General features: G+C 32.6%; 20 protein-coding genes and 1 pseudogene. 12 read left to right on the top strand and 9 right to left on the bottom strand.

Annotation, left to right across the window (positions count from 1 at the left end):
• The 3 genes and pseudogenes from EYY60_RS00295 to EYY60_RS00285 form a co-directional block, all read right to left on the bottom strand.
• Positions 1-2,130 (bottom strand): annotated as a pseudogene (locus tag EYY60_RS00295) (immunoglobulin domain-containing protein); the annotation flags it as partial.
• Between the two features lie 437 nt (positions 2,131-2,567).
• Complete coding sequence (locus EYY60_RS00290) at positions 2,568-3,428, bottom strand: alpha/beta hydrolase (protein WP_132987429.1); 861 nt, start codon at positions 3,426-3,428, stop codon at positions 2,568-2,570.
• A 184-nt stretch (positions 3,429-3,612) separates the two neighbouring features.
• Complete coding sequence (locus EYY60_RS00285) at positions 3,613-4,485, bottom strand: AraC family transcriptional regulator (protein ID WP_132987428.1); 873 nt, start codon at positions 4,483-4,485, stop codon at positions 3,613-3,615.
• Between the two features lie 450 nt (positions 4,486-4,935).
• Between EYY60_RS00285 and EYY60_RS00280 the strand changes: the two genes are divergently transcribed.
• The 4 genes from EYY60_RS00280 (at position 4,936) to EYY60_RS00265 (ending at position 7,685) form a co-directional block, all read left to right on the top strand.
• Entirely contained in the window at positions 4,936-5,337 is a 402-nt protein-coding gene (locus EYY60_RS00280) for a T9SS type A sorting domain-containing protein (RefSeq protein WP_132987427.1), read from the top strand.
• A 435-nt stretch (positions 5,338-5,772) separates the two neighbouring features.
• Positions 5,773-6,174: a secretion protein gene (locus EYY60_RS00275; RefSeq protein ID WP_132987426.1), complete on the top strand. Its 402-nt coding sequence runs from the start codon at positions 5,773-5,775 to the stop codon at positions 6,172-6,174.
• Between the two features lie 345 nt (positions 6,175-6,519).
• Positions 6,520-6,924, top strand: coding sequence for a DUF3244 domain-containing protein (locus tag EYY60_RS00270; protein ID WP_132987425.1), 405 nt, complete (start codon positions 6,520-6,522; stop codon positions 6,922-6,924).
• A gap of 374 nt (positions 6,925-7,298) precedes the next feature.
• The gene (locus EYY60_RS00265; RefSeq protein ID WP_132987424.1) at positions 7,299-7,685 is read left to right on the top strand and encodes a secretion protein; all 387 of its coding nucleotides are present in this window, start codon (positions 7,299-7,301) and stop codon (positions 7,683-7,685) included.
• Positions 7,686-7,742: 57 nt separating this feature from the next.
• Here EYY60_RS00265 and EYY60_RS00260 read toward each other — a convergent pair whose 3' ends face one another.
• Positions 7,743-8,207, bottom strand: a complete 465-nt coding sequence (locus tag EYY60_RS00260) for a hypothetical protein (RefSeq protein WP_132987423.1) — start codon at positions 8,205-8,207, stop codon at positions 7,743-7,745.
• 274 nt (positions 8,208-8,481) lie between these two features.
• Between EYY60_RS00260 and EYY60_RS00255 the strand changes: the two genes are divergently transcribed.
• Positions 8,482-8,868 (top strand): flagellar motor protein MotB, encoded by a 387-nt coding sequence (locus EYY60_RS00255; protein WP_132987422.1) that lies wholly within the window; start codon positions 8,482-8,484, stop codon positions 8,866-8,868.
• Positions 8,869-9,116: 248 nt separating this feature from the next.
• On the opposite strand, the gene EYY60_RS00250 is transcribed toward EYY60_RS00255, so the two are convergent.
• The 5 genes from EYY60_RS00250 to EYY60_RS00230 form a co-directional block, all read right to left on the bottom strand.
• Positions 9,117-10,319: a hypothetical protein gene (locus tag EYY60_RS00250; RefSeq protein WP_132987421.1), complete on the bottom strand. Its 1,203-nt coding sequence runs from the start codon at positions 10,317-10,319 to the stop codon at positions 9,117-9,119.
• Between the two features lie 335 nt (positions 10,320-10,654).
• On the bottom strand, positions 10,655-11,866 hold the full coding sequence (locus EYY60_RS00245; RefSeq protein ID WP_132987420.1) for a hypothetical protein: 1,212 nt from the start codon (positions 11,864-11,866) through the stop codon (positions 10,655-10,657).
• 488 nt (positions 11,867-12,354) lie between these two features.
• Positions 12,355-12,720 (bottom strand): hypothetical protein, encoded by a 366-nt coding sequence (locus tag EYY60_RS00240; RefSeq protein WP_132987419.1) that lies wholly within the window; start codon positions 12,718-12,720, stop codon positions 12,355-12,357.
• A gap of 99 nt (positions 12,721-12,819) precedes the next feature.
• Entirely contained in the window at positions 12,820-13,434 is a 615-nt protein-coding gene (locus tag EYY60_RS00235; RefSeq protein ID WP_132987418.1) for a hypothetical protein, read from the bottom strand.
• A gap of 109 nt (positions 13,435-13,543) precedes the next feature.
• Positions 13,544-16,984, bottom strand: a complete 3,441-nt coding sequence (locus EYY60_RS00230; protein ID WP_132987417.1) for a methylmalonyl-CoA mutase family protein — start codon at positions 16,982-16,984, stop codon at positions 13,544-13,546.
• 297 nt (positions 16,985-17,281) lie between these two features.
• On the opposite strand from EYY60_RS00230, the gene EYY60_RS00225 reads away from it, so the two are divergent.
• From EYY60_RS00225 to purU, 7 genes are all read left to right on the top strand, one after another.
• A complete protein-coding gene (locus EYY60_RS00225) occupies positions 17,282-18,844 on the top strand; it encodes a L,D-transpeptidase family protein (protein ID WP_132987416.1) in 1,563 nt (520 codons plus the stop codon).
• Between the two features lie 179 nt (positions 18,845-19,023).
• Positions 19,024-19,365: a hypothetical protein gene (locus EYY60_RS00220; RefSeq protein WP_132987415.1), complete on the top strand. Its 342-nt coding sequence runs from the start codon at positions 19,024-19,026 to the stop codon at positions 19,363-19,365.
• A 301-nt stretch (positions 19,366-19,666) separates the two neighbouring features.
• Positions 19,667-20,536, top strand: a complete 870-nt coding sequence (locus EYY60_RS00215) for a hypothetical protein (RefSeq protein WP_132987414.1) — start codon at positions 19,667-19,669, stop codon at positions 20,534-20,536.
• A gap of 141 nt (positions 20,537-20,677) precedes the next feature.
• Positions 20,678-21,106 (top strand): cytochrome c oxidase assembly factor Coa1 family protein, encoded by a 429-nt coding sequence (locus tag EYY60_RS00210; protein WP_132987413.1) that lies wholly within the window; start codon positions 20,678-20,680, stop codon positions 21,104-21,106.
• Positions 21,107-21,111: 5 nt separating this feature from the next.
• Positions 21,112-21,540, top strand: coding sequence for a hypothetical protein (locus EYY60_RS00205; RefSeq protein ID WP_132987412.1), 429 nt, complete (start codon positions 21,112-21,114; stop codon positions 21,538-21,540).
• Between the two features lie 244 nt (positions 21,541-21,784).
• Complete coding sequence (locus EYY60_RS00200) at positions 21,785-22,501, top strand: DUF4197 domain-containing protein (protein WP_132987411.1); 717 nt, start codon at positions 21,785-21,787, stop codon at positions 22,499-22,501.
• A gap of 107 nt (positions 22,502-22,608) precedes the next feature.
• A complete protein-coding gene (purU, locus tag EYY60_RS00195) occupies positions 22,609-23,463 on the top strand; it encodes a formyltetrahydrofolate deformylase (protein ID WP_132987410.1) in 855 nt (284 codons plus the stop codon).
• Positions 23,464-24,069: the final 606 nt, after the last annotated feature.

Genomic DNA, 24,069 nt, shown 5'->3' with positions numbered 1-24,069 from the left:
GCAGGCTGAGGCATTCACTGCTGTCGGAGCTTCAGGAGTCACTGCTGAAGGGGCGGTGATGGTGAAAGTTGCAGAACATGATTTCTGTAATCCGCAAGAATCAGTAACATTATAGTTTATAGTTACAGTTCCTCCACATAAAGCTGGAGGAGTCAAATTCTCTAATCCAGTAATTGTTAAGGTTCCATTACCTCCTGAAGCTGTAAAGCTTTGCTTAAATGCCTCAAAAGCGGTATTAACCGCGGCTTGATCGGCATAAAAACAGGAACTTTTAATATTATCTTCAGGACAAGTTATGTTAATAGGTGTTGGTGGAGTGCTTGTTACAACTACATCATCTGCCTTTTTACATCCATTAATAGGATCGGTAACTGTTAATGTATATGTTCCAGCCTTATCAACTGTTGGTGTTAAAGTATCACCGCCAGAAACAATGTTTCCATCCAATGTGCTCCATAAATAGGTAGCATTAGGCGTACTTGATGAACCCGACAATTTTATTGACGTTATCAAACAAGTTAAGGCTTTATCACCTCCTGCATTAACATTTGGCGGTTCTTTATTTTCGAGAACTGTGACTGTTTTTTTAGCAAAGCAGCCTTCTAAATTTGTATAAGCATATACCGTATAAACTCCCTTAACAGATACAACTGGTGCATTTCCTGGTATAAAAGGTCCATCTGCTATACCATCAGGTGAAGGCCCGTACCATTTTATAGTTGCATTTGCGGGAGTTGGTGTTGCTGTTAAAGTAGCCGTTGTATTATTACAGGTTAATGGATTACTAACATTACCCACTACGGCTACATCCGTAATATTTCCAAATAAATAAGGTCCTGAAAAATCTTTTAATTCTGCAGTAAATGAAGATGAAGATCTTGTTTTTACGATCAGACTACCTAACAAATTTGAACAAGGTGCTTGATTAACATTTCGGCTATCAAGTCCTAACGCTGTCAAATTAAGTCCGAACTCTGTAAACTGCAAAGCTTTATAATTATCTTGAAAAGAAGCTTGCGAACCTTCTAAAGTTCCCCATGGCGGTCCTAATGTAGCAGCCGTCACATTAACAACTGCAAAAACATTTGTAAGTATACCTCCTCCTTTTGCTTTTATTTCAGCATATCCGTAAGGCGGCGCACCATTGCCTTGGTCAAAAACACCAGTAAGATCAAATGGTCTGTCAGGTTTTGAGTTAAAACTAGCAATATCAACACTAGACATCCAAACTCTTACACTACCCAGCGGTTTTGTACCTCCATTTTCAAAATCGATGGCAACAAGTACATCACCGGGAACAAGTATTTTTCCAGTAGCATCAAAAGTCCATGCTGTATGTCCTGCTTGACTACCTGTGCCGACTAATGCGCTACCGTTGAAGCTAACTTCTGTTCTAAAAAATTCAAAATCAAAATGTGAATTCCCATCAGAAGAAATTTTAGATGCTCCTCCATATCCCCATAAAATTCCATTAGGATTAATTGCTAATGCAGCTGGAGATAAATCCCTTCTTAAATAGCCATACACATCAACAATATCATCCTTTTGAGGAATACTTCCTGAGCCTAAAGCCCAAGTAGCTGGATTATCACCATTCTTGTTAGAATTTCCAGAAAAAATATTAGAGTCGCTGTTATTTTGTGTTGAATTTCCATCACGTCCATAAACAGCATCAATCCACAAATAATTACCAACCATGGTATTTTTGGGTTTCGACATTCTTTTTTCGAATGTAAAATTATTATTAGCCTGGATTGATGTTTTTAGTCCCGCCGCATTAGTCTGATCAATAATATTTTGACCGGTTCCATTGGCAAAAGCCGAACTAAAAAACCAGTCATCATAAATACCCGAAACCGTAGGGGGAACTAAAAATTGTTCTTTGTTTGCGTAAACATCTGCATCAATACCGAAATTAGCTTGTACAGCTGCTCCAGATATAGCTTGTGAATACGAATAGGGATGAGAAGCAAATAGCATAAAAAATACCATCAAATAATAATGATACTTTTTGTGCACAACAACTTTCACCAAACTAAAATTTGGAAAAACCAAATTAATAAGATAACAACGAAAGATTTTACAAAATTCATGTATAATCTTCATGTGATAAAGGATAGTTTTTTTCATAATAATAGTATTTAGAATACCATTACATTAGCGAAAAAACAGATAGTTTGCAGATTTGGCAATTACATATAAATAATAAACCATCTTCAAAAGTTATGAAGTACAAAATCTAAAAAACTCTTATAAAAAGACTTGACCCTCAGAAATAAATCTGACTTTTACGATCAGGGGGTAAAAACATTTGTTAAAATTAGTTAATAACACAAATGCTCTCAATTAAAAAGAAGTAAAATCGATATCATTCAAAAATAATCGATGAACGGAATGTACACGTAAGAAAAGTATCACTCAGCAATTTAGATAAAACAAAAAAAACAGACCTTTGTTTTTAAAAATAAAAAATAAAGACCTGTTTTTTGTCAATTTATTAAAAAACACTATATTAAACTAACTCAACAAAAAAAACATACGCCAAGTAAAAAGCATTAGTTCCGTAATTACTTCGTTTTAGTTTTAAGCAAGATTTTATTGAAAAACAGCATGTGATATGGCAGTGAATTTTCCCAATACTCCCAAGTATGTGCTCCAGGGCGTTCTGTATAATCGTGCTCTACTTTGTTGTAAACCAATCTTCGGTGCAATTCTCTGTTTGGTTCAATCAAGAAATCATCAACACCGCAATCTATAATCAACGGCAATTTGTTTGCTTTTATTTTATCGAGCATATTCATAACAGCGTATTGCTCATACATTTCGGTACTGCCACTTTTATCGCCAAAAACAGGTTGCATCAGTTTTACCACTTGCGCAGCAGAATCCCTGTTCAACATTGTGCTCATATCTACAGCACCACTCATGCTTCCGGCCGCACAAAACAAATCGGGATGTTTTGCTGAAAGATACAAAGCGCCGTGGCCTCCCATTGAAAGTCCGGTAATTACTCTTCCGTTTTTATTACTGATGGTTCTGTAGGTTTTGTCAACTTTCTGAATTACTTCCTGAGTTATAAAAGTCTCAAACTGGCTTTCTTTATTTACCGGACTGTCCAAATAAAAACTAAACACCTCACCTTCTGGCATTACAATAATCATATTGTATTGGTCAGATAAGTTTTGAACTAGTTTTTTGTTTGGTGTATTTTTTAGCCAATCACTAAAATGTCCGTAAGCGCCATGCAAAAGATACATTACCGGGAAAGTCGATTTACTTTTAGCATAAGAATTTGGTAAAACTACAGCGGCTTTATAGGTTTTTCCCATAGCGGCACTGGGAACTTGCAAAGTGTCTACTTTTGCCGCGTATGTCATGGTAGTCAAGCAAAGCAAAAACAAAGACAGCAGCATTTTAAATTTCTTCATTTTAATATATTTTTTTCTGATTAGGGAATGTAAATATACCTTTTTCAAAATAAAATATATGAAAAATCCGACTCGCTTTTGCTAATCGGATTTGAGAAATATTGTAACTGCATTTTTTCAACCAAAGATTAAATGATTTTTAGGATTAATCATTTCAATCTGCAAAATCAATGGCAAAAAAGCATTAACTAATTATAGTTTTATGTTCCAAACGGTATTGCGATGCGCTTTTACCTGTATATTGTTTGAACGATTTGCTGAAATGGCTAAAATTATTAAATCCGCTTTCATAACAAACTTCATTAATACTGATTTGTTTTTCGGCCAATAATTTAGAAGCATGCACCAAACGATATTCATTTACAAATTCAGTAAATGTTTTATTCGAAATCTTTTTGAAATAACGACAAAATGAAGGCGTCGTCATACTAACCAGATTCGAAACTTCATCAATAGCAATTGATTCCTGAAAATGATCTTTTACAAAGTTAAAAATCATATTCATTCGGTCATTGTCTTGATTTTGCAATTCTAGCGAAAATCCGTCAGCATTTAAAACCGTATATTCATCTGATGATTCCAACTCATCTAAAATACTCAAAAGTGTCAACAAGCGCTCAAAAGGAAGCTGGTGCTCCATCATTTCGATTTTTTTACCTATCTGTTTTTTGGTTTCGCCATTAAAAGCGATTCCAGTTTTTGACTGATTGATAATATTTTGCACTCTCTTCATTTCTGGAGCGACAAAAAAATCATTTGCTAAAAATTCCGGTTTGATATGAATAACAGTTTCATTTTTGTTTCCCGTTTGTTCATTTGTAAAACCGCAATGTGGCAAATTGGCACCTATTAATATCAAATCTCCATTCGTATAATAAGAAACATGGCTTCCTATTTGCCTTTTTCCCGCACCTCCATTAATATAAACCAACTCAATTTCTGGATGATAATGCCATAAATGGGCTTTACTGTTGGTCTTTTCAGCATGTTTGGTGTAGGTAAAAGAACTTCCGTATGAGTTTGATATCACTTCAAGAGCTGGGGCGACTGTTTTCATGATATATATCTTTAAAAAATAATAGCAAATTTAACAAAAACACCTAAAATAATTTAAATTTTAACCTATAACGGTTTCGTAACTGAGAATTTTTCATAAAATTACACAAAACCACAATACTGTTTTTACACCAAAATAGCTTTTTTTTAAAAGCCTCATTTTTTTATCCGTAATTTTTTCTCAATATCATATTTAAAACCGCTTTTTTATAGAAATACATAATTTCTGTAAGAAAACCAGAACTTTTTAACATATCTCAATTTTATCAAAACATTAAAAAATAGTAACCGAATTAACAAAAACACTTATAATAATTCAAATTTTAACCTATATCGGTTTCGTAAATGAGAATATAGCATATAAATAGGCAAATGGAGTTGTGCTAAAAAAGCAACTGCTGCAGTAATTTTACATCAGAAAAATGAACTAAAAATTTAAACATAGAGAAATATGAAAACGATTTTAAAATTAAGTTTAGTAGCAGCAGTATTATTAACAGGATTAAATACTTATGCAATTGATGGTGATGCAGAATTTGGTCTTCACGTATTAAAAGGAAATGGAAAGCTTATTACGTTTGCTTTAAACCAAACTAAAAAAGCATACTTATCTATATATGATAAAGACGGATCTTTATTGTATTCTGAAAATGCATCTGGAAAAGATGGTATCTTAAGAACTTTCAGCTTAGAAGAATTTCCAGCTGGAACTTATTATTTAGAAGTTGAAGACAGCAATAAAAAAGTAAGACACGAAATTACAGTTTCTGATGATGCTACAGTTTTATCATCAAAAGCAGTTTCATCTGTTTACAAAAATGCTGCAAAAAATACTAGCGTAGCAGTACGCTAAAAAAGTTATACTCGCATACAGTATAAAAATGAGGTTAGATAGTTAGTAAAGTTTAAAAACCGAAAGGTTTTAGAAACAGCTCTTTGTGGTTATTGAGCTGTTTTTTTTTGCTCCTTATTTAACTTTCGTTTTTTTTACCGCAAAGACGCAAAGTTTAAAATAGCTTTGCGAACTTTTGCGTTTTTTTCTTTGCGCCTTTGCGGTTAAATTATACATCCTTTTGCAAATAAATCGTCAAGTAAAAATCATTAAAACTTTAAAAAATAATTACCCAATTAACATAATCATTAAATTAAATTCAAAATTTAACCTATAACGGTTTCGTAAATGAGAATACAGCATAGAAATCGGAAAATAGAGTTGTGAGAAAATCATTATAACATAAGTAATTTAGCATCAGAGAATTAGAACTATTAATCTAAAAAAACTAATGCTATGAAAAATTTAAAATTAAGTTTAGTAGGTGCAGTGCTTTTCACAGGATTTAGCGCTTTTGCAATTGGCGGGAATGAAGATTTTAATCTTCATGTATTAAAAACAAATGGTAAATTGATCACGTTTGCACTTAATCAAGTGAAAAAAGCAAACGTTGCAATTTATGACAAAGATGGAACACTACTTTATTCTGAAAGTGCTTCAGGCAAAGAAGGAATTTTGAGAACTTTTAATTTAGAAGAATTTCCAATAGGAACTTATTATTTAGAAGTAGAAGACAATGTAAAAAAAGTGAGACACGAAATCACAATTACAAATGATACATCAGTTTTATCAAGAAAAGCGGTTTCGTCTGTTTACAAATCAGGATTTAATAAAGACTCTAGCGTAGCAGTACGCTAAAAATTACACCTATATATTTAGGTATAAAAAATTGGTAATAAAATATAACAAACAAAAACAGCTCTTTGTGGTAATGGAGCTGTTTTTTTTGTTTTATGCTATTTTGAAGTAACTGATTTTCTTTCGGTTAATTCTTAAGAAATTGTTATTTTAAGATTAACTAAAACATTGAAAAATAATAGCTGTTTTTGCAAAAACGATAAATATAATTCAAATTTTAACCTATAACGGTTTCGTAAATGAGAATATAGCATAGAAATTGGCAAATAGAGTTGTGCTGATTTACCCCTTGTTGAAGTAATTTTACATCAGAGAATTAGAACTATTAATTTAATAACTAAGATTATGAAAAAGATTTTAAAATTAAGTTTAGTATGTGCAGTACTTTTCGCAACAAGCAATGCTTTTGCAATTGACGGGAATGATCTTTTGAATGTTCACGTTTTGAAAGGAAATGGAAAAGTGATCACTTTTGCTCTAAATCAGGTAAAGAAAGCTAATGTGGCTATTTACGACAAAAATGGAGAATTGATTTATTCTGAAAGTGCTTCAGGTAAAGACGGAATCCTTAGAACTTTTAGCTTAGAACAGTTTCCAGAAGGAACTTACTATTTAGAAGTTGAAGACAGTACAAAAAAAGTAAGACACGAAATTACAATTACTGATGAAACATCTGTTTTATCATCAAAAGCAATTTCTACAGTTTATAAAGCAGGTTCTGCTAAAAATACTAGCGTAGCAGTACGCTAAAAAAGTTATACTTCTCATAAAAGTATAAGGTTAGATAGTTAGTAAAAACGTGATTGTTTTACAAACAGCTCTTTGTGGTTATTGAGCTGTTTTTTTTTGCTTCAAACTGAACTGTTTTTTTGTTGTATCGCTTTTTTGGAAAACAATTCCTAATAATTTTAAAAGTCTGATTTTTACACTTTTAAAAAAATACACAAAAAAACATCCAAGATGCTAAAAATTTCGTACATACTGTAAGAAAATTATAGAAACATCTTTAATTCAGCAACTTAACCGTTTGAAAACGGCTTTTTTTTACAGAAAATTAAATTTCTTTTATAATTTTACGCGCCACTATTTAGTATTAATCTTTAAAAAAAGTAATTAAAAAAAACATGACAAAATTTACCAAAATGGGCTTGATTGCGGCCTTGTTCCTATCAGCAATTTTTACCTACGCAAATGAAGGAAAAGGTGATTATATTTTGAATATAGTTACTGGAAACGGAAAAGTAGTAAGCTTTACTCTTGATACTGTTGAAAATTCTTCTTTTTCAATTTATGATGAAAACCATAATTTAGTTTACACAGGAGAATCTGCTGCAAACAAATTAGAAGTTTCAAAAACAATAAGCTTAGAAGGTCATCCAGCCGGAACTTATGTTTTAGAAGTAACTGAAAATGGTAAAACCGCGAAACACGAAATTAAAGTTGCAGCCAAAAAAGTGAAGGCCGTAAAGTTAGATGAAACAGTGAACCAAAGTCCATCTTTCCGTCGCTAACCCTTTTTGTCCCCAACAAAAACAAAAGCAGCTCGTTCCAGGAGCTGCTTTTTTTATTTATGGAATTTCCTTCTTCCGAAAATCATTTCCTATTTGGACCATTTTCCAAAACAAATCGGAATCATGCGGCATTGGATTTTTTTGTTTCACATTTTCAACGCCGGTTTCATAAATAGAAGAATGCAAAATCGCATAAATGAAATCGAGCAAATCCAGTATTCTAAAACTTTGTCTGAATTCAGTTCGCAGTTCCGTATTATTTGCAAAACAAACATTTTCGGTTTCTTTTTCATTTAGAAATAATAAACCAACATGTTTTGAAATTAGGTTTACTGTTTCAATATTTAGTGTAATTTCTTCAGATGTTTTTTGAAAGAGATCTTCGACGTTAAAATAGTCTTCGCTCCTATTTAAAGCATTTTGCGAAATGAGATTTTCTAATTCGGTTAAATCAAAACCTTTTATTTCGATTTCTTCTCGATTCCATTTTTTTATATGATTTAAATATTCCCGAACTGTCATGATCCTACTATTTTAATACTCATAAAGTTAGATTTTAAATTTTCAAAAATAAAATTGCCTTCACTAAAATTTTTTCACCATAAGAACGTTATGAAAATAATCGTAAATCATTTCGCACATTCGTCTTAAAAAATCGACCAAATGAGAAAAAAAACAGTCCATTTACACGTTATATTACTGATTTAGATATATTTGCAAAACGAATTGAGAATACACAAATGAAAATATTGCTGATGAAAATGATGACCAAAACCAATCTTTTAAACTAATACTTATGCAACAGAAATTTCTTGTTTTAGTATTATTGATTGTTTTTTCATTTCGTGCAGCTGCCCAAAATGAAACCGTGTATATAACCGACAAAGTAAGCGACAAATATGCTTATGTTGATGTTATTAAAACCTACGAAAAAATCGCTGCAAAAGGCTATAAATCTGTAGATTTATTCCAAAAATTAGGTGACTCATCTTATCAACACGACAAACTAGAAAAAGCCGCCGATTGGTATGATAAACTATTTGCTATGACATATGATCTAGATCCTGTTTATTATTACCGCTATGCAGAATCGCTAAGATTCATATGCCAAGATGAAAAAGCAAATGCTATTATTGAGAAATTGAAACGAAAATCTAACGGAACAGTAAAAAAGAAAGTTTAAGCACTGTGCTGATTTCATAAAAACATAAAAAACCTCTCAGGAATGGGAGGTTTTTCTATTTTAATTTTTACCCTTATATAAAAAAATAATCGCAATATTGTCATTTCGACCAAAGGGAGAAATCTTCACGAGAAGCTCGACAAAGATTGGCGCTTTTAGGAGCGGAGTTACTTGCGAAGATTTCTCCTTCGTCGAAATGACAAACTTTATGGGAATTTTGTTGTCTTATTTGCGCAAATGTTTTTTATTTAATTAGTTTCCCTTATAATTTTATACAATTCCTGACAATAAGCGAACTTGTCATTTTGTTGGTTTCTTTTAAATTCTTGTCCAGTTTCATAAACCATAATTTGAAACCAGTTTAACACCCTAATAGCCATATTTTGAGCTAATAGATTTTTGTTGTCAAGCTTCATCTCATTCAATTCCTTAATTTCAGATTTCCAGTACTTAAAATCAGTATTACTATTAGCCGTTTTTAATTCCTCTTGAAAACGAACCGAGAGCTTATCTAAGATTTTATTTTCCTCAATTTTTATCTTCTCCATTTTTGCAATTTCATCTTTATAGTCTTCAGATTTTTTGATTTCAACAATCTTGGCTCTTAAAGCATTATCTCCATTTGTATTAAAAAAAGTAATTCCTTTTTCATAGGCATTTACCGAAAGTACGAGTTCATTATTTGCTTTTAAGCTATCGCCTATTTGCATATTAATCTCGTAAATTCTTTTGATAATAGTGTCGTTTTTAGGCCTTATATTTTTTTTATAAGCCTGAATTTCCAGCCAGCCAAATGCGCGAAGCATTTCAGATTGTTTAGGCCAGGAATGGCCAGCATGAGTTACAAAAAGCGTATTTACAATCTTAGTCTTGTCGAGCCATTCTTTATTTTCAACCATTTCATGATAATTCATATCCCGATCTCCAACCATACCAACGTAAGAAAATTTATTAGACGGAGGTATAAACTTATCCATAGCATTAAAAGAAGCCCCACAAGCAATAACGCCCTGAAAAGCACCTGTAGAGATTCCGAAAAGACTGGCTAATCTTGCACCTCCCGAAAATCCTGATATATAAAGTTGCGAAGCATCAATAGCATATGTTTGCAATACTTGATCAAATAATCTATTGGCTATCTCAATATTATTTTGGACTAATCCATTTTTTAAAGTATTGGAACAAACCAAAATATAGTCATATGTTTCTGAGGCCAGAATAAAAGGTTCAATTCCTTTTTTGCCTCTTGCTGCTGGATCAAAAATAAAAACCAATGCCATTGGGATTTTGGCATCGTATTTTTTAGGTAAATATATCGCATACGATTCTGCTGGAGCTAGTGCAATTTTCTCTGAATCGATAACAACTCCGGTTTTTAATAATTGCCTTTCTTGGCTATATCCAAAAATGGTAACAAAAAGAAAAAGAATATAATAGCTAGTGTTTTTCATGACACTAAAATTAAAAAAACCTTTCGTTTCTGAAAGGTTTTGCAACAACATATTATGCCATAGCTATGCGAAGTCTCCCAACTTCGTACCGGTCGTTATATTCCGTTCCAAAATTATTATGTTTTATTCTCTTCATTGATTATTGGAACGGGTAAGAAGTCGGGAGACTTCGCATAGCGGGAGTTCAAAATATTACAGTTTTTTCTTCAATAACTGATACACTTTGTAGAAAAAATAAATTATCACCAATATAAGTATCACATTCAATATTTGCCAAATTAGCAATCCACTACTAAAATCGTCAACAGTCATTATTTTTTTCATGATTTTACAAATTAAAGTCTTTTACCATCCGTTATTTTTCCAGTTCTATTATCGACAGTTATTCGATAAGTAATCGGAGATGAATAAACCGTTCCAATTCCTTCGATAACTAAATTATAGGCCCAAACGCCGTTTAATGTTATAACCGTTGCATTCCCAGTTGTAGTTTGGTTATAGTTAGTCTGTGACCAAGTAAATCCTACTGTTACACCAGTCATATTAGTTGTTATGTTTCGCACAACAAATTTATCCCCGATTTTACTTTGTTGAACGAATATTTGAACACCAGCCCAAGGCACTACATTTATTTGTATACCTGAAATAACCCCATTTTGATCTTGAGTAATTGTAATGTTATACCCATTTGAATTAGTACTATTAATAAGCGCAATTAATTGATCATAACTCGTTATTAACGTACTTGTTTCTGTATTTCCACCTCCAGTACCTCCTCCACTATTCGCCCCACCTCCATTTGAAGAAGTATAACCACCTGCATCGCCACCACCAATTACAGGAGAACGAGGCCCATAATATTCAACTGGACTTCCGTTACTTGGAGCAGTTACAACAACTTCTCTTAATACTATTCCAGGAAGATTAGATGAACTATCACCACCTGATTTACCACCACATCCACCATCCCCAAAATCAGCATAAACGCAAGGAGCTTCTATTGGAGCTTTGTTTGTTGAGTTTCTCTTATTATAATTTACAACTTCTACAACACCGGTTTCAATAACCTGATTGTTTTCAAATCTGGCAGCTCTAACAAAACCTGTCTTTAAATCCCAAACACTAATAAAACCAGTAAAATCACCGCCATCTATAGACTGACTTTTTAATGGGACATCTTTATTAGTAACTATTTCATAAACTAATGCCTTGTAATCGTCCTTGCCTGTCTTGTAAATATACAATCTTTGCTCCCAAAATTCTCGATCATCTTTTTTAGATTCAATTATAGGCACAATCGTAGTTTCCGTGCCATCTTCTGAGCTTGTAATTCTTGCTTGGTTCCAGTTGTACTTTAAATTATCTACCAAGAAATAGTTATCGCTTTCGGATTCATATTTGTGAAACCACTTTTGTGTTTCTTTTAATTTAGCATTGAAACTTCCGTCTTGTCTTTCTAAATTTTCATCATTTGTGCAATTAGCAAAAAGCATCATAATACAGCAGAAAAGCGTAATTCTCTTTAAAATTTTATTTTTTTGGCTCATAACTTCATGGTTTAAAGGTTAATAAAAACCAAATTATGAATCTAAAAATCAAACACTTGACACTATAAGCCTAAAAAATATCAAAATAAGCTTTATTTTAACCATAAAATATTTGCAAATTTAATCAATATAAAAAGTCGTAAAACAAAAAAACCTCTCATTCCTGAGAGGCTTCCCATTGCTGTGCGAAGTCTCCCGACTTCGTACCGGTCGATATATTCCGTTCCAAAGTTATTATGTTATATCCTCTTAGTTAATTATTAGGAGTAGGTACGAAGTTGGGAGACTTCGCAGAGCATGGAAATCACACTTGGGAATCGACAATTTAAATTGCCAATCTTTATAGAAATACTAGTGTGATTTCTCCCTACGGTCGAAATGACAAACTGGAGAGGATAAACTGTGAATTCACAAGCAAGATGCTTGCGTTAATTGGTAAAAGCCTGATTATTTAAAACTTTACTTAAATTGTATCCAATATCTATTTTTTATAAATCCTCCTTAGAAAATCCAGCATTTAATATTTCTGCAGTATCTACAACTTCTTCATCAAATATTGGATGAATTGCTTCTGGATATTCATCTAGATATTTCATTTTATAAAATTTGCCTATGTTTTGCTTAAATTCGAGTGAAACATTTTCAGTTGAATAATTTGTCATTCTTTTAGAGTTAACATAATAAATGAAATAATTTTCTTGTGATTTTGGATAACTTTTATACGAAACGTATTTACCTATAATTGTCTGCCCGTAATTATCTATTTTATATCCAACATAATAAGATCTCGCAATCATGACTGAAAGACAAATAAAAAACGAAATCACGATAACTTTAGATATTTTATTTATCATATTATTCTTTTTGATGATGTTATAACATGAGTTTTTCTCTATTAAAAGTAAATTCTTTAGTTGGCGCGAGCGTCTCGCTCGTGCATTACCTTGGGAATTCTATTTTTGTGGTTCTAATATTGCGTTTAAATAATATTGTATTTCATTTGAAGATAAACCTAATAGATTTTGTAAAGTTGTCATATCATCATCTTCTGAAAATATTATCTCATCTTGTCCATCAAATCTATAACTGTCATATCGAATAGTATTTAAACTACCATCTTCATTAAATGATGCAGTAATTATTGGAAAATAATCATCTTTTTCAAAATCATAAAAATACTTTTCAGTTTCTTCAAATTTTGGCAAGCCAGTTAAAAGATCAATGTTTTCTTGACATATTAGATTATTACTATTATTATACAAATCCCTAGAATGACTTTTAAGTTTTATTCCTGAATATTCTTTATAAACTTCAATACTATAATTACTAAAGTCTAGTTTTTCAATTATCGAATAAAAAGTATCTGAAGAGCTATATAATTCGATTATATCATCTTCACTTTCTATATTATTTTTGTAATGACTTATATGCTTTAAAATATTATTAATATAAAACTCTTTTTTTAGAATTATTTGATTTTCACTAAATACTTTATAATATTCGTTTAAATCACATAAATGTTCTGCCTTTACTTCTTCATCATTTATATTTTGGAATGTAATAGTCATTTTTAAATTCAATACAATTATTCTTTTTACTTGCTAATATAAAATAATTTCAACAAAAAAACCTCTCAGTTATCCTGAGAGGTTTTCCATATGATTAAAAAAATAAATTCTACATATTCCTTCTATACTGCCCACCAACTTCAAACAACGCCGAAGTAATCTGCCCTAAAGAACAAACCTTTGTAGCTTCCATTAAATGATCGAATAAGTTTTCGTTTTTAATAGCGGCTTGCTGTAATGTATTTAAATGCTCGTTTACTTTTGCTTCGTGGAAATTATGCAAGTTATCCAACATCGTAATTTGATATTGTTTTTCTTCTTCTGTTGCACGAATTACCTCAGCCGGAATTACCGTTGGTGAACCTTTTGAACTCAAGAACGTATTTACACCCACAATTGGGAAATCTCCGTTGTGTTTTAAGGTTTCGTAATACAAACTTTCTTCCTGAATTTTAGATCTTTGGTACATGGTTTCCATTGCGCCTAGAACTCCGCCACGTTCTGTAATTCTGTCGAATTCTTGAAGAACTGCTGCTTCAACTAAATCGGTTAATTCTTCGATGATGAACGAACCTTGAATTGGGTTTTCGTTTTTCGCTAAACCTAATTCTTTATTGATAATTAACTGAATTGCCATTGCTCTACGTACAGATTCTTCTGTAGGCGTTGTAATCGCTTCGTCGTAAGCGTTGGTATGCAATGAATTACAGTTGTCGTAAATTGCGTATAAAGCCTGTAAAGTCGTTCTAATATCGTTGAAATCAATTTCCTGTGCGTGCAACGAACGTCCAGATGTCTGAATATGATATTTCAGCATTTGTGCTCTTTCGTTGGCTCCGTATTTGTTTTTCATGGCTTTTGCCCAAATCTTACGTGCCACACGTCCAATAACTGAATATTCTGGATCCACTCCGTTAGAGAAGAAGAACGATAAATTTGGTCCAAAATCGTTGATGTTCATTCCGCGGCTCAAATAATATTCCACGTAAGTGAAACCATTTGAAAGCGTAAACGCCAATTGCGTAATTGGGTTTGCTCCTGCCTCGGCAATATGATATCCTGAAATCGAAACCGAATAGAAATTACGAACGTTTTTAGTAATAAAATATTCCTGAACATCTCCCATTAATCGAAGTGCAAATTCAGTTGAGAAAATACAAGTATTTTGCGCCTGATCTTCTTTTAAAATATCGGCCTGAACCGTTCCACGAACTTGAGCTAACGTTTTTACTTTTATTTCGTTATAAACCTCCAAAGGTAAAACCTCATCACCCGTAACGCCCAAAAGCATTAATCCTAAACCGTTGTTTCCGTCTGGCAGATCGCCTTGGTATCTTGGTCTTTCGATTCCTTTGTCTTTATATAATTTATTGATTTTAGCTTCAACTTCTTTTTCTAAATCATTTGCTTTGATGTAAATCTCACATTGCTGATCGATTGCGGCATTCATAAAGAAACCTAACAACATTGGCGCAGGCCCGTTAATGGTCATACTTACCGAAGTTAAAGCGTGAACCAAATCGAAACCTGAATATAGTTTTTTAGCATCATCCAAACAGCAGATTGAAACTCCTGCATTTCCAATTTTTCCATAAATATCAGGACGTAAATCTGGATCGTTTCCGTATAAAGTTACACTGTCAAAAGCTGTCGAAAGACGTTTTGCTGGCATTCCCGCGCTCACATAATGAAAACGTTTGTTGGTTCTTTCTGGTCCGCCCTCGCCCGCAAACATTCTTGACGGATCTTCGCCTTCACGTTTAAACGGATATAATCCCGAAGCAAAAGGAAATTCTCCAGGAACATTTTCCTGTAAATTCCAACGCAGAATATCACCCCAACCTTCATATTTCGGCAAAGCAATTTTTGGGATTTGTAAATGCGATAAACTTTCAGAATGCGTTGCAATCTTGATTTCTTTATCACGCACTTTAAACGAGTAAACTGGATTTTTGTATTTGGCCACTTTTTCATCCCAATTCAGAATAATTTCCCAATTGTACGGATCTAAATCCATTTTTACTTTATCAAATTGATTCAGTAAAAGATTTAAAAAGATTCTGTTTTCGTCGTGTTCAGCGATTCCGCTTGGTAAAACAGTCGAATCGTCGATTCCAGCTTTATTGATTTGAGGAATTTTTCCAGAAACCGATTCAATGGTTTTGAAAATTCCGTATAATTTCTGAGCTACTTTTTGTTGTGAAATGGCGGTTTCATCATAACTTCTGTTATTCTCTGCAATTTCAGATAAATAACGCGTTCTGTGTGGCGGAATAACGAATATTTTCTCGCTCATTTCTTTTGTAATTGTAAAAGTCGATTTCAAATCTGAAGCCGTTTTTTCAACCACTTTATCCATAATCGCTTTGTAAAGCGTGTTCATTCCAGGATCGTTAAACTGCGAAGCAATTGTTCCAAAAACTGGCATTTCGTCTGGGCTTTTATCCCAAAGATTATGGTTTCTTTGATATTGTTTTTTTACATCGCGCAAAGCGTCTAAAGCTCCGCGTTTATCAAATTTGTTTAAAGCCACTAAATCAGCAAAATCAAGCATGTCGATTTTCTCCAATTGTGTTGCTGCTCCAAACTCTGGCGTCATTACATATAAAGAAACATCTGAATGATCCATAATTTCTGTATCAGACTGGCCAATTCCCGAAGTTTCTAAAATAATCAAATCGTATTTCGCGGCTTTCAAAACCTGAATCGCTTCGGCTACATATTTAGATAAAGCCAAATTCGACTGACGTGTCGCCAGCGAGCGCATATATACACGAGGATTATTAATGGCATTCATTCGGATTCTGTCTCCTAAAAGTGCTCCTCCTGTTTTTCTCTTAGAAGGATCCACAGAAATTAATCCGATTGTTTTTTCTGGGAAATCAATTAAAAATCGGCGAACCAATTCGTCAACCAAAGAAGATTTTCCTGCTCCTCCTGTTCCTGTAATTCCTAAAACTGGAATTATAGAAGAAGCATTGCTTTCATGAATTTTATCAAAAACAGGTTTTGCAATTTCTGGGAAATTTTCTGCAGCAGAAATTAAACGCGCAATTGCAGTCGGAACTTTATTTTCAATATGATCGATTTCTCCGTTTAATTTATCTCCAATAGGAAAATCAGCACGCTGTACCAAATCATTAATCATTCCTTGAAGTCCTAAAGAACGTCCATCGTCTGGAGAATAAATTCTAGTAATTCCATATTCATGCAATTCTGAGATTTCGCTTGGCAGAATTACACCGCCTCCACCTCCGAAGATTTTAATGTGTCCTGCTCCTTTTTCACGAAGCAAATCATACATATATTTAAAGTATTCGTTGTGTCCACCCTGATACGAAGTCATTGCAATAGCATTTGCATCTTCTTGAATTGCGGTATTCACGACTTCTTCAACACTTCGGTCGTGACCTAAATGTATCACCTCAACTCCGGTTGACTGTATGATTCTGCGCATGATATTGATTGCGGCATCATGTCCGTCAAATAGCGAAGCCGCTGTGACAATTCTTACTTTATTTTTAGGAATATATGGTATTTGTGGTTCCATTTTATGAATATGATAATTTTAAGCGACCAATGTACAAATTATTTTAATATTTGATTACGAGAATAGCTTTATGTTAACAAAAAAAAGAAAAATGTTTTTTTGATAGCAGGGGTAACAATTTTGAAGATGAATTGATATAAGTTAAAGAAAGCTTAAAGACATGGCAATTTCGCAACATTTAAATAAAATCTAAAAACGTGTTTCAAGCTCTCTCATAGTAATTTAGCAGTGTAGAAAAGCCCCAAATTTTTACCAAAAACTTAGCAAATAAAAAGTAAAACGTAAAAATTTAAAAAAATGAAAACACTATATTCTTTCACCGTAATTTTAGGTTTGAGTTTTTTTGTATCTTCTTATAATAGAATCGAAAATATTAATTTCTTAAATACAAAAACTCCAAACACACACGCAGTCTCGAAGAATTTAAATAATGATGACAGCGAAACTTCAAATGACTTCTTTAAAAGATATTCTGATTTAAAAAAATATAAATCTGATGTCATGTCATTGTACAAAAATAGAACGCTAGGAACTATTTGGTATGATGAAAATGAAATTAGCGAATTTGGTACTGCATTGTATCAAAAAGCAAAAAAAACAAATGATTTGGTTATTCCTTATCAAAAAGAAATTGAACAACTTTTTGACTCTTCATCTGAATCAAATCTGTCAAAAATAGATGGTGATATGCTTTTGAGCTCTTTATATATTTTATATGCGAAAAAAAATAATTCAGATGCTACAAAAAAATTGTCTTATGATGCAATGTTGAAAGATTTTATGAATTACAGCACACTTGAAGAAACAACAACGACAGCTTCAACAGATGAAAAAGTAGAATTTGATCAATATTACAAATTGCAAGATGTTCTAAAAAAATACAAAAGATTAGAAAAATCTAGCAAATACAAACCAATTGTTCCAGCAGAAACTCCATACAAAGAATTACGTCCAGATGCCGTTTCAAATACTATTTCACAAGTTAGAACTCGTTTATATTTATTAGGAGACTTAAAAACAGATTCTAAAAGTGATGTTTATGACCGTGAATTGATGGATGCCGTAATGAAATATAAAGTTCGAAACGGATTCAAACCAAATTATATTTTGGCTGAAGAACACATTAAAGAAATGAATATTCCTCTTGAAGATAAGGTTGCGACTTTGAAACTTAATATGGAAAGATGCCGTGAAATCTCAGCTCAGATTGTGGCAAGTGATGAGTATGTTTTGGTCAACGTTCCTTCGTATGAATTGGTTTACGTTAAAAACGGAAAAGTTCAAATGACTTCCCCTGTATTTGTGGGAGCGCCTTTAACCAAAACAACTATTTTTAACGGTGAAATTGACCGAATTGTTTTTAGTCCATATTGGACAGTACCTCAAAGTATTGTGCAAAATGAATTGCGATCTAAAATTGCTGCAGATCCAAATTATCTTGCAGAAAAAAATATGGAAATGGTTAACGGTCAAGTAAGACAAAAACCAGGCCCTGAAAACTCTTTGGGATTGGTAAAATTTATGTTCCCAAATCCTGATGATATTTATATGCATGATACGCCTTCTAAAACTTTGTTTGATTTTGAAAAAAGAACGTTCAGCCACGGCTGTATCAATGTAAAAATGGCAAAAGAATTGGCCGTTGCAATGCTGAAAGATTATCCAGAGTGGACACAAGCAAAAATTGATAAAGCAATGGATGGTAAAGCAGAAAACAGTTTTAAATTGTCTAAAAAAGTGCCTATCTACATTACTTATTTCACTTCATTAGTAAATGAAAATGGCGAAATTGGTTTCTTCCCAGATGTTTATGAAAGAGATTCTGAATTGAATACACAATTATCTGTAACTTCAAATTAAGAGTTAACGCTATAAAATATAAAGTCGGAAATTCATTCAGTTGAGTTTCCGACTTTTCATTTCCAAAAAAAACCTTAACTTATTAATTTTAAATCTTTTACACCCTTTTGTTTTTTAATTTCTGTCGCAACTTTGCATCGTAATACTACCACTAATATTAATTGCAAAAACAATAGATCATGAAAACAGAAAATATCGAAGGTTTAACATTGTTTGAAATAAACTTATTGATACAACAAGGCGGCAGATTTGTTATGTTTCCAAATCTGATGACAAAAATTAAAAGTCATACCATTTATTTTGTTCGTCCCGAAGAAAAAACATTTAAGTATGCATTAAAACATTTCTTAAAAAACATAAGACTTGGCTGGCGCTCACTCCCGTTACGACCATTTTACATTTCAAAATCTTTATTTTATTTAACCATTGGTGGTAAAGATTACACGCACAATTTATTAGCTGATTTAAAGCAAATTAATCCAATTTGCAACCCCAATTTATACTGTTTAGAATACGTTTAAACGCCTTTTTTGTCCCAAACAATAATTATTTTTTTAAGGTTATTAATATGTGATGAGTTAAAAAGAGATTTGCCAAAAATTATATAAAATGGCAATCGATTTTTAACTCATTTTCATTATGAAAAAACCGTTCTTTTTAGGCTTTAATTAATTCTGCCCTAAAGACAATTTAAACTTGAAAGAACTTCCAATAATATTATCCTAAACTACTAGTTTTATAACCTTTAATGGCTCAAGTTGTGATTACTTAAAAAGAGATTTGCCAAAATTTTTAAGCAAATATTTTAATCAAAAGCTCACAATGAAAAAACAAATTTACCTTTTTGCTATTATGGCAATTGTACTTACTGCTTGCCATAACAAAGGAAATGATATAATTGTAACAAATGATGGCATTGTGAAACCAAAAGCACCAGAAGCTGAGGGATTCAAACGAATATTATTTATAGGCAACAACCACACTGAATATTATGTCAGTGCGCCAACTTTGTTTCAGGAATTGTGCAACGCAAACAATCAACCTGTATACGTGCAACAATTGACAACAATGGGCGTTCCGCTTGATAAAGTTTATGACACCAATAAAACCGAAGCCAATCAAAATTTTTCAAATAGAGATAAAGACGGAAATTATTATGATTATGTAATTCTTCAAGAATCAACTCCAATTGCATTGTCAAGCCTTGAAAAATACAGATCCAATTTAAAAATGCTAGTCGAAAAAATACATGTAAACAGTCCAGATGTAGCTGTTTATATATACGAAGGAATTTCTCCCGTATCTTACACCGATTCAAAATTCAATGAATATCATGAAGAAATGCGAAAAAATGCACTTTTAGCAATGGTTTATATTAAAAATGCAGGTTTGTTGAGAGTTGGTGATGCAATCAAAGATGCATATGATGGGAAAAATGGCTATAATTATTTACTAAACGGTAAAGACAATCTTCGCTATAAACAAAATAATTCATTTCTTGTTTTAAATGATGGCGGTTTTTTACAAGCCACTTTATTATATGCTACAATCTTCGATAAAAAACCAATCATTCCTAAAAAACTTCTTTTAACTACAGGAATTGAAGATACTGATTGTATGAGAAAACAAGAAGTCACAAAAGCAATCAGTAATCCTGATGCTTTACTAGAAATCGCTTTTAGCAATAGATAAAACTTAAATAAATTTGAAACTTAAAAATCTCCTCATAAAAATTTTGTAAGGAGATTTTTATTTTTATCCAAAACACTTAAAAGCAACAGAATTAATTCTTATTTTAGCTTTGCTATTCAACCAATTAAAGCAAATACTATTATGAATGACCCAAACGAATTAATTGTAGACAAAAGAAGCTGGTGGAATCGAAACTGGAAATGGTTTGTACCAACTGGCTGTGTGAGTCTAATTGTGTTGTTTGCTTTATTTTTATTTGGCGTTTTCTTTGAAGTAACTTCAATAATCAAAGATTCTGATGCTTATATCGAATCGATGGAACTTGTGCAGCACAATAAAATTTTAATTGAAAAACTTGGATCGCCTATAGAAACAGACGGAATGGTTTCTGGAACCGTAAGTTCTACAAACGACGTAAGAAAATGCGATGTGCAAGTACCGCTAAAAGGTCCAAAAGGCAAGGCAACACTTTTTGTTGTAGATGAAAAAAGAGGAAAATGGAAATACAGTGAAATGTCTGTTTACATTGAGAAAACAAAGGAGAAAATTGATTTACTTGAGAAAGAATAAAACGTATGCAAAAATATACTTTCATAATGTTTTTGGTCCTCTTTTTTTCTTGTAATAGGATTGAAAATAATAAAAGTTTAAATCAGGAAGATATTAAGTATATCCAAAATCTCGATATTTTAGACAAAAACGAAGTTATTATTAAGTTTTACAGTGAGTTTAAAAAAGAATTTGCAGGTAATTTTTTCACTAACAAAAGAGTTGCAACTTACTGGATTGATAAACGAAATTCGGAAAAAGATATAATTGATTTTGCATTTTATCCCTCTATATCGAAAATTGACACTGTGTATAATGCCGGGGTAACTTACTGCCCCTATGCATTAATTACCAAAAATGACGGGAGCAATTTTAAAATAAGCGTTGACGGCGATAAGCAAGAAATTAAATCTTTCTTTGAAGATTTATTACATGAATGGCATAAAAGGAAATAATATATTTTCAAACAATAATCTCTTAAAAACGAAAAAATTCTATCCTAGCCCTGATAGAAGTGGAAATCCTTTTGCTTTTTGCTGGCAAAAAGCAAAAGATTACTTCATCAGTTCGCTATCGCTCGTGTGCAACGAATAGCGGGACGACTGTTAATTATGAAACAAAATCTTTCTGCTCCTGAAATAAAATTGTGGCGTTGTTTTTGAATAAGTAGTATTTTTGAAACTTAAACAAACTCCCCAAATGAAAAAGATTTTATTATTAGCCGTTACATTTTCACTTGTTTCATGCGCAGAAATGCAGCAAACTTTAAATCAGTTGCCACAAATAGCATCACAAATACCTGCCGGAGGCGTTGACATCTCAGCTGGATTGAAAGAAGCTTTAAACAAAGGAATTACACAACAAGTGAGTAAATTAACCGCGGTTGACGGTTTTTATAAAAATGAAGCTGTAAAAATTTTATTGCCAGAAGAATTACAAAAAGTAGATGCTACTTTAAGAAAGGTTGGTTTAGGCTCGCTGGCCGATGACGGAATCAAAATGCTGAATCGTGCTGCCGAAGATGCGGTGAAAGAGGCAACGCCAATTTTCGTATCGGCAGTGAAAAATATGTCGTTTACAGATGCTAAAAACATTTTATTAGGAAACGATAGTGCTGCGACAACATATTTACAAGGAAGCACAACGACAGCTTTGTACGGAAAATTTAATCCGGTGATTAAAAATTCATTTGCAAAAGTAGGAGCTGATGCCGTTTGGACTAAAATTATTACCAAATACAATACGATTCCGCTTGTGAAAAAAGTAAATCCAGATTTGACTGATTATACAACCAATCAGGCTTTATCAGGCGTTTTTAAAATGATTGCTGTTGAAGAGAAAGAAATCCGAAATAATATCAGTGCAAGAACAACGCCTTTGTTGCAGAAAGTTTTTGCAATGCAGGACGGAAAATAGCTTTTTTCGAAGGTACAAAGAAACAAAGTAACAAAGGTACAAAGAAGCCTTTGTTACCTTGAACCTTTGTTACTTTGTCACTAACCAAAATAAACCAAAAGACCAAAATGCAAAAAATTACCATTCTTATTCATTGTAAAGACCAAAAAGGAATTATCGCTGCAGTGACTACTTTTATTGCTAAAGTAGAAGGAAATATCACTTACATCGATCAGCATGTTGATGTGGAGCAAAATGTATTTTTTATGCGATTGGAATGTGAATTTACCAATCAAAAAACTACGATTGAAAGCTTTAAAGCCGACTTCGACCAAGCTATTGCATCCGATTTTGATATGTCATGGGATTTGTACAATCAGGAACAAAAACCAAAAATGGCTTTGTTTGTCTCTAAATATGATCATTGTCTTTTTGATATTTTAGGCCGTTACAGCGCTGATGAATTGAATGTGGAAATTCCGGTTATTATAAGCAATCACAACGACTTAAGATGTGTCGCCGAGCGATTTAATATTCCGTATCACTGTGTTCCTTTTACAAAAGACAATAAAGAAGAAGGCGAAGCCAAACAAATTGAGCTTTTAAAAAGATACGATATCAATTTTATTGTTCTGGCGCGCTATATGCAGATTATTACACCAAAACTGATTTCACTTTACGAAAACAAAATCATCAATATTCATCATTCATTTTTACCAGCATTTCCTGGCGCAAAACCCTATCACTCGGCATTTAAACGTGGTGTAAAAATCATTGGTGCAACAAGTCATTATGTTACTGAAGAATTAGACGAAGGTCCAATCATTGAGCAAGATATTGCTAGAGTTTCGCATATTCACTCTGTAGAAGATTTTATCATGAAAGGAAGGGATTTGGAAAGAATAGTTTTGGCAAGAGCAATCAAACTCCACGCTGAAAGAAAAACAATGGTTTATAGCAATAAGACGGTGGTTTTTTCTTAAAAAGGTGCTACGATTCTAAGATGCTAAGGTTCTAAGTTTTTTTACTTTGAACATAAATAATACCCCCAACAGATTTAAAATCTGTTGGGGGTATTATTTATACATTTACGCATAATAAACCGGACTGAAGTCCGGCCCTACAAAATGAATCGAGCCGAAGGCTCTTTTAAAAATTCCGAAGGAACGAATCATATTGTAGAGCTGGACTTCAATCCAGTTTAGACAACGATAAAATTAAATTTGCATTTCATAAAATAAACAACCCTACAGATTTTAGAAACCTGTAGGGTTCCATTTCAAAATTCTCAATTTATTCGTTAACGTTAAACCGGACTGAAGTCCGGCCCTACAATATACATCGAGCCGAAGGCTCTTTTAAAAGTTCCGAAGGAACGAATCATATTGTAGAGCTGGACTTCAGTCCAGTTTAGACAATGATAAAATTAAATTTGCATTTCATAAAATAAACAACCCGACAGATTTTAGAAACCTGTAGGGTATCATTTCAAAATTCTCAATTTATTCGTTAACGTTAAACCAGACTGAAGTCCGGCCCTACAATATACATCGAGCCGAAGGCTCTTTTAAAAGTTCCGAAGGAACGAA

This window comes from Flavobacterium zhairuonense, assembly GCF_004352915.1.
Lineage (GTDB): Bacteria > Bacteroidota > Bacteroidia > Flavobacteriales > Flavobacteriaceae > Flavobacterium > Flavobacterium zhairuonense.
Note: the sequence above shows the minus strand (reverse complement) of the source record. Positions and strands in the feature narration are given on the sequence as shown.

Bases quoted from the DNA above. Each gene is read 5' to 3' on its own strand.
- EYY60_RS00290 (WP_132987429.1), bottom strand. From the start codon at position 3,428: ATGAAGAAATTTAAAATGCTGCTGTCTTTGTTTTTGCTTTGCTTGACT.
- EYY60_RS00285 (WP_132987428.1), bottom strand. From the start codon at position 4,485: ATGAAAACAGTCGCCCCAGCTCTTGAAGTGATATCAAACTCATACGGA.
- EYY60_RS00280 (WP_132987427.1), top strand. From the start codon at position 4,936: ATGAAAACGATTTTAAAATTAAGTTTAGTAGCAGCAGTATTATTAACA.
- EYY60_RS00275 (WP_132987426.1), top strand. From the start codon at position 5,773: ATGAAAAATTTAAAATTAAGTTTAGTAGGTGCAGTGCTTTTCACAGGA.
- EYY60_RS00270 (WP_132987425.1), top strand. From the start codon at position 6,520: ATGAAAAAGATTTTAAAATTAAGTTTAGTATGTGCAGTACTTTTCGCA.
- EYY60_RS00265 (WP_132987424.1), top strand. From the start codon at position 7,299: ATGACAAAATTTACCAAAATGGGCTTGATTGCGGCCTTGTTCCTATCA.
- EYY60_RS00260 (WP_132987423.1), bottom strand. From the start codon at position 8,207: ATGACAGTTCGGGAATATTTAAATCATATAAAAAAATGGAATCGAGAA.
- EYY60_RS00255 (WP_132987422.1), top strand. From the start codon at position 8,482: ATGCAACAGAAATTTCTTGTTTTAGTATTATTGATTGTTTTTTCATTT.
- EYY60_RS00250 (WP_132987421.1), bottom strand. From the start codon at position 10,319: ATGAAAAACACTAGCTATTATATTCTTTTTCTTTTTGTTACCATTTTT.
- EYY60_RS00245 (WP_132987420.1), bottom strand. From the start codon at position 11,866: ATGAGCCAAAAAAATAAAATTTTAAAGAGAATTACGCTTTTCTGCTGT.
- EYY60_RS00240 (WP_132987419.1), bottom strand. From the start codon at position 12,720: ATGATAAATAAAATATCTAAAGTTATCGTGATTTCGTTTTTTATTTGT.
- EYY60_RS00235 (WP_132987418.1), bottom strand. From the start codon at position 13,434: ATGACTATTACATTCCAAAATATAAATGATGAAGAAGTAAAGGCAGAA.
- EYY60_RS00230 (WP_132987417.1), bottom strand. From the start codon at position 16,984: ATGGAACCACAAATACCATATATTCCTAAAAATAAAGTAAGAATTGTC.
- EYY60_RS00225 (WP_132987416.1), top strand. From the start codon at position 17,282: ATGAAAACACTATATTCTTTCACCGTAATTTTAGGTTTGAGTTTTTTT.
- EYY60_RS00220 (WP_132987415.1), top strand. From the start codon at position 19,024: ATGAAAACAGAAAATATCGAAGGTTTAACATTGTTTGAAATAAACTTA.
- EYY60_RS00215 (WP_132987414.1), top strand. From the start codon at position 19,667: ATGAAAAAACAAATTTACCTTTTTGCTATTATGGCAATTGTACTTACT.
- EYY60_RS00210 (WP_132987413.1), top strand. From the start codon at position 20,678: ATGAATGACCCAAACGAATTAATTGTAGACAAAAGAAGCTGGTGGAAT.
- EYY60_RS00205 (WP_132987412.1), top strand. From the start codon at position 21,112: ATGCAAAAATATACTTTCATAATGTTTTTGGTCCTCTTTTTTTCTTGT.
- EYY60_RS00200 (WP_132987411.1), top strand. From the start codon at position 21,785: ATGAAAAAGATTTTATTATTAGCCGTTACATTTTCACTTGTTTCATGC.
- purU (WP_132987410.1), top strand. From the start codon at position 22,609: ATGCAAAAAATTACCATTCTTATTCATTGTAAAGACCAAAAAGGAATT.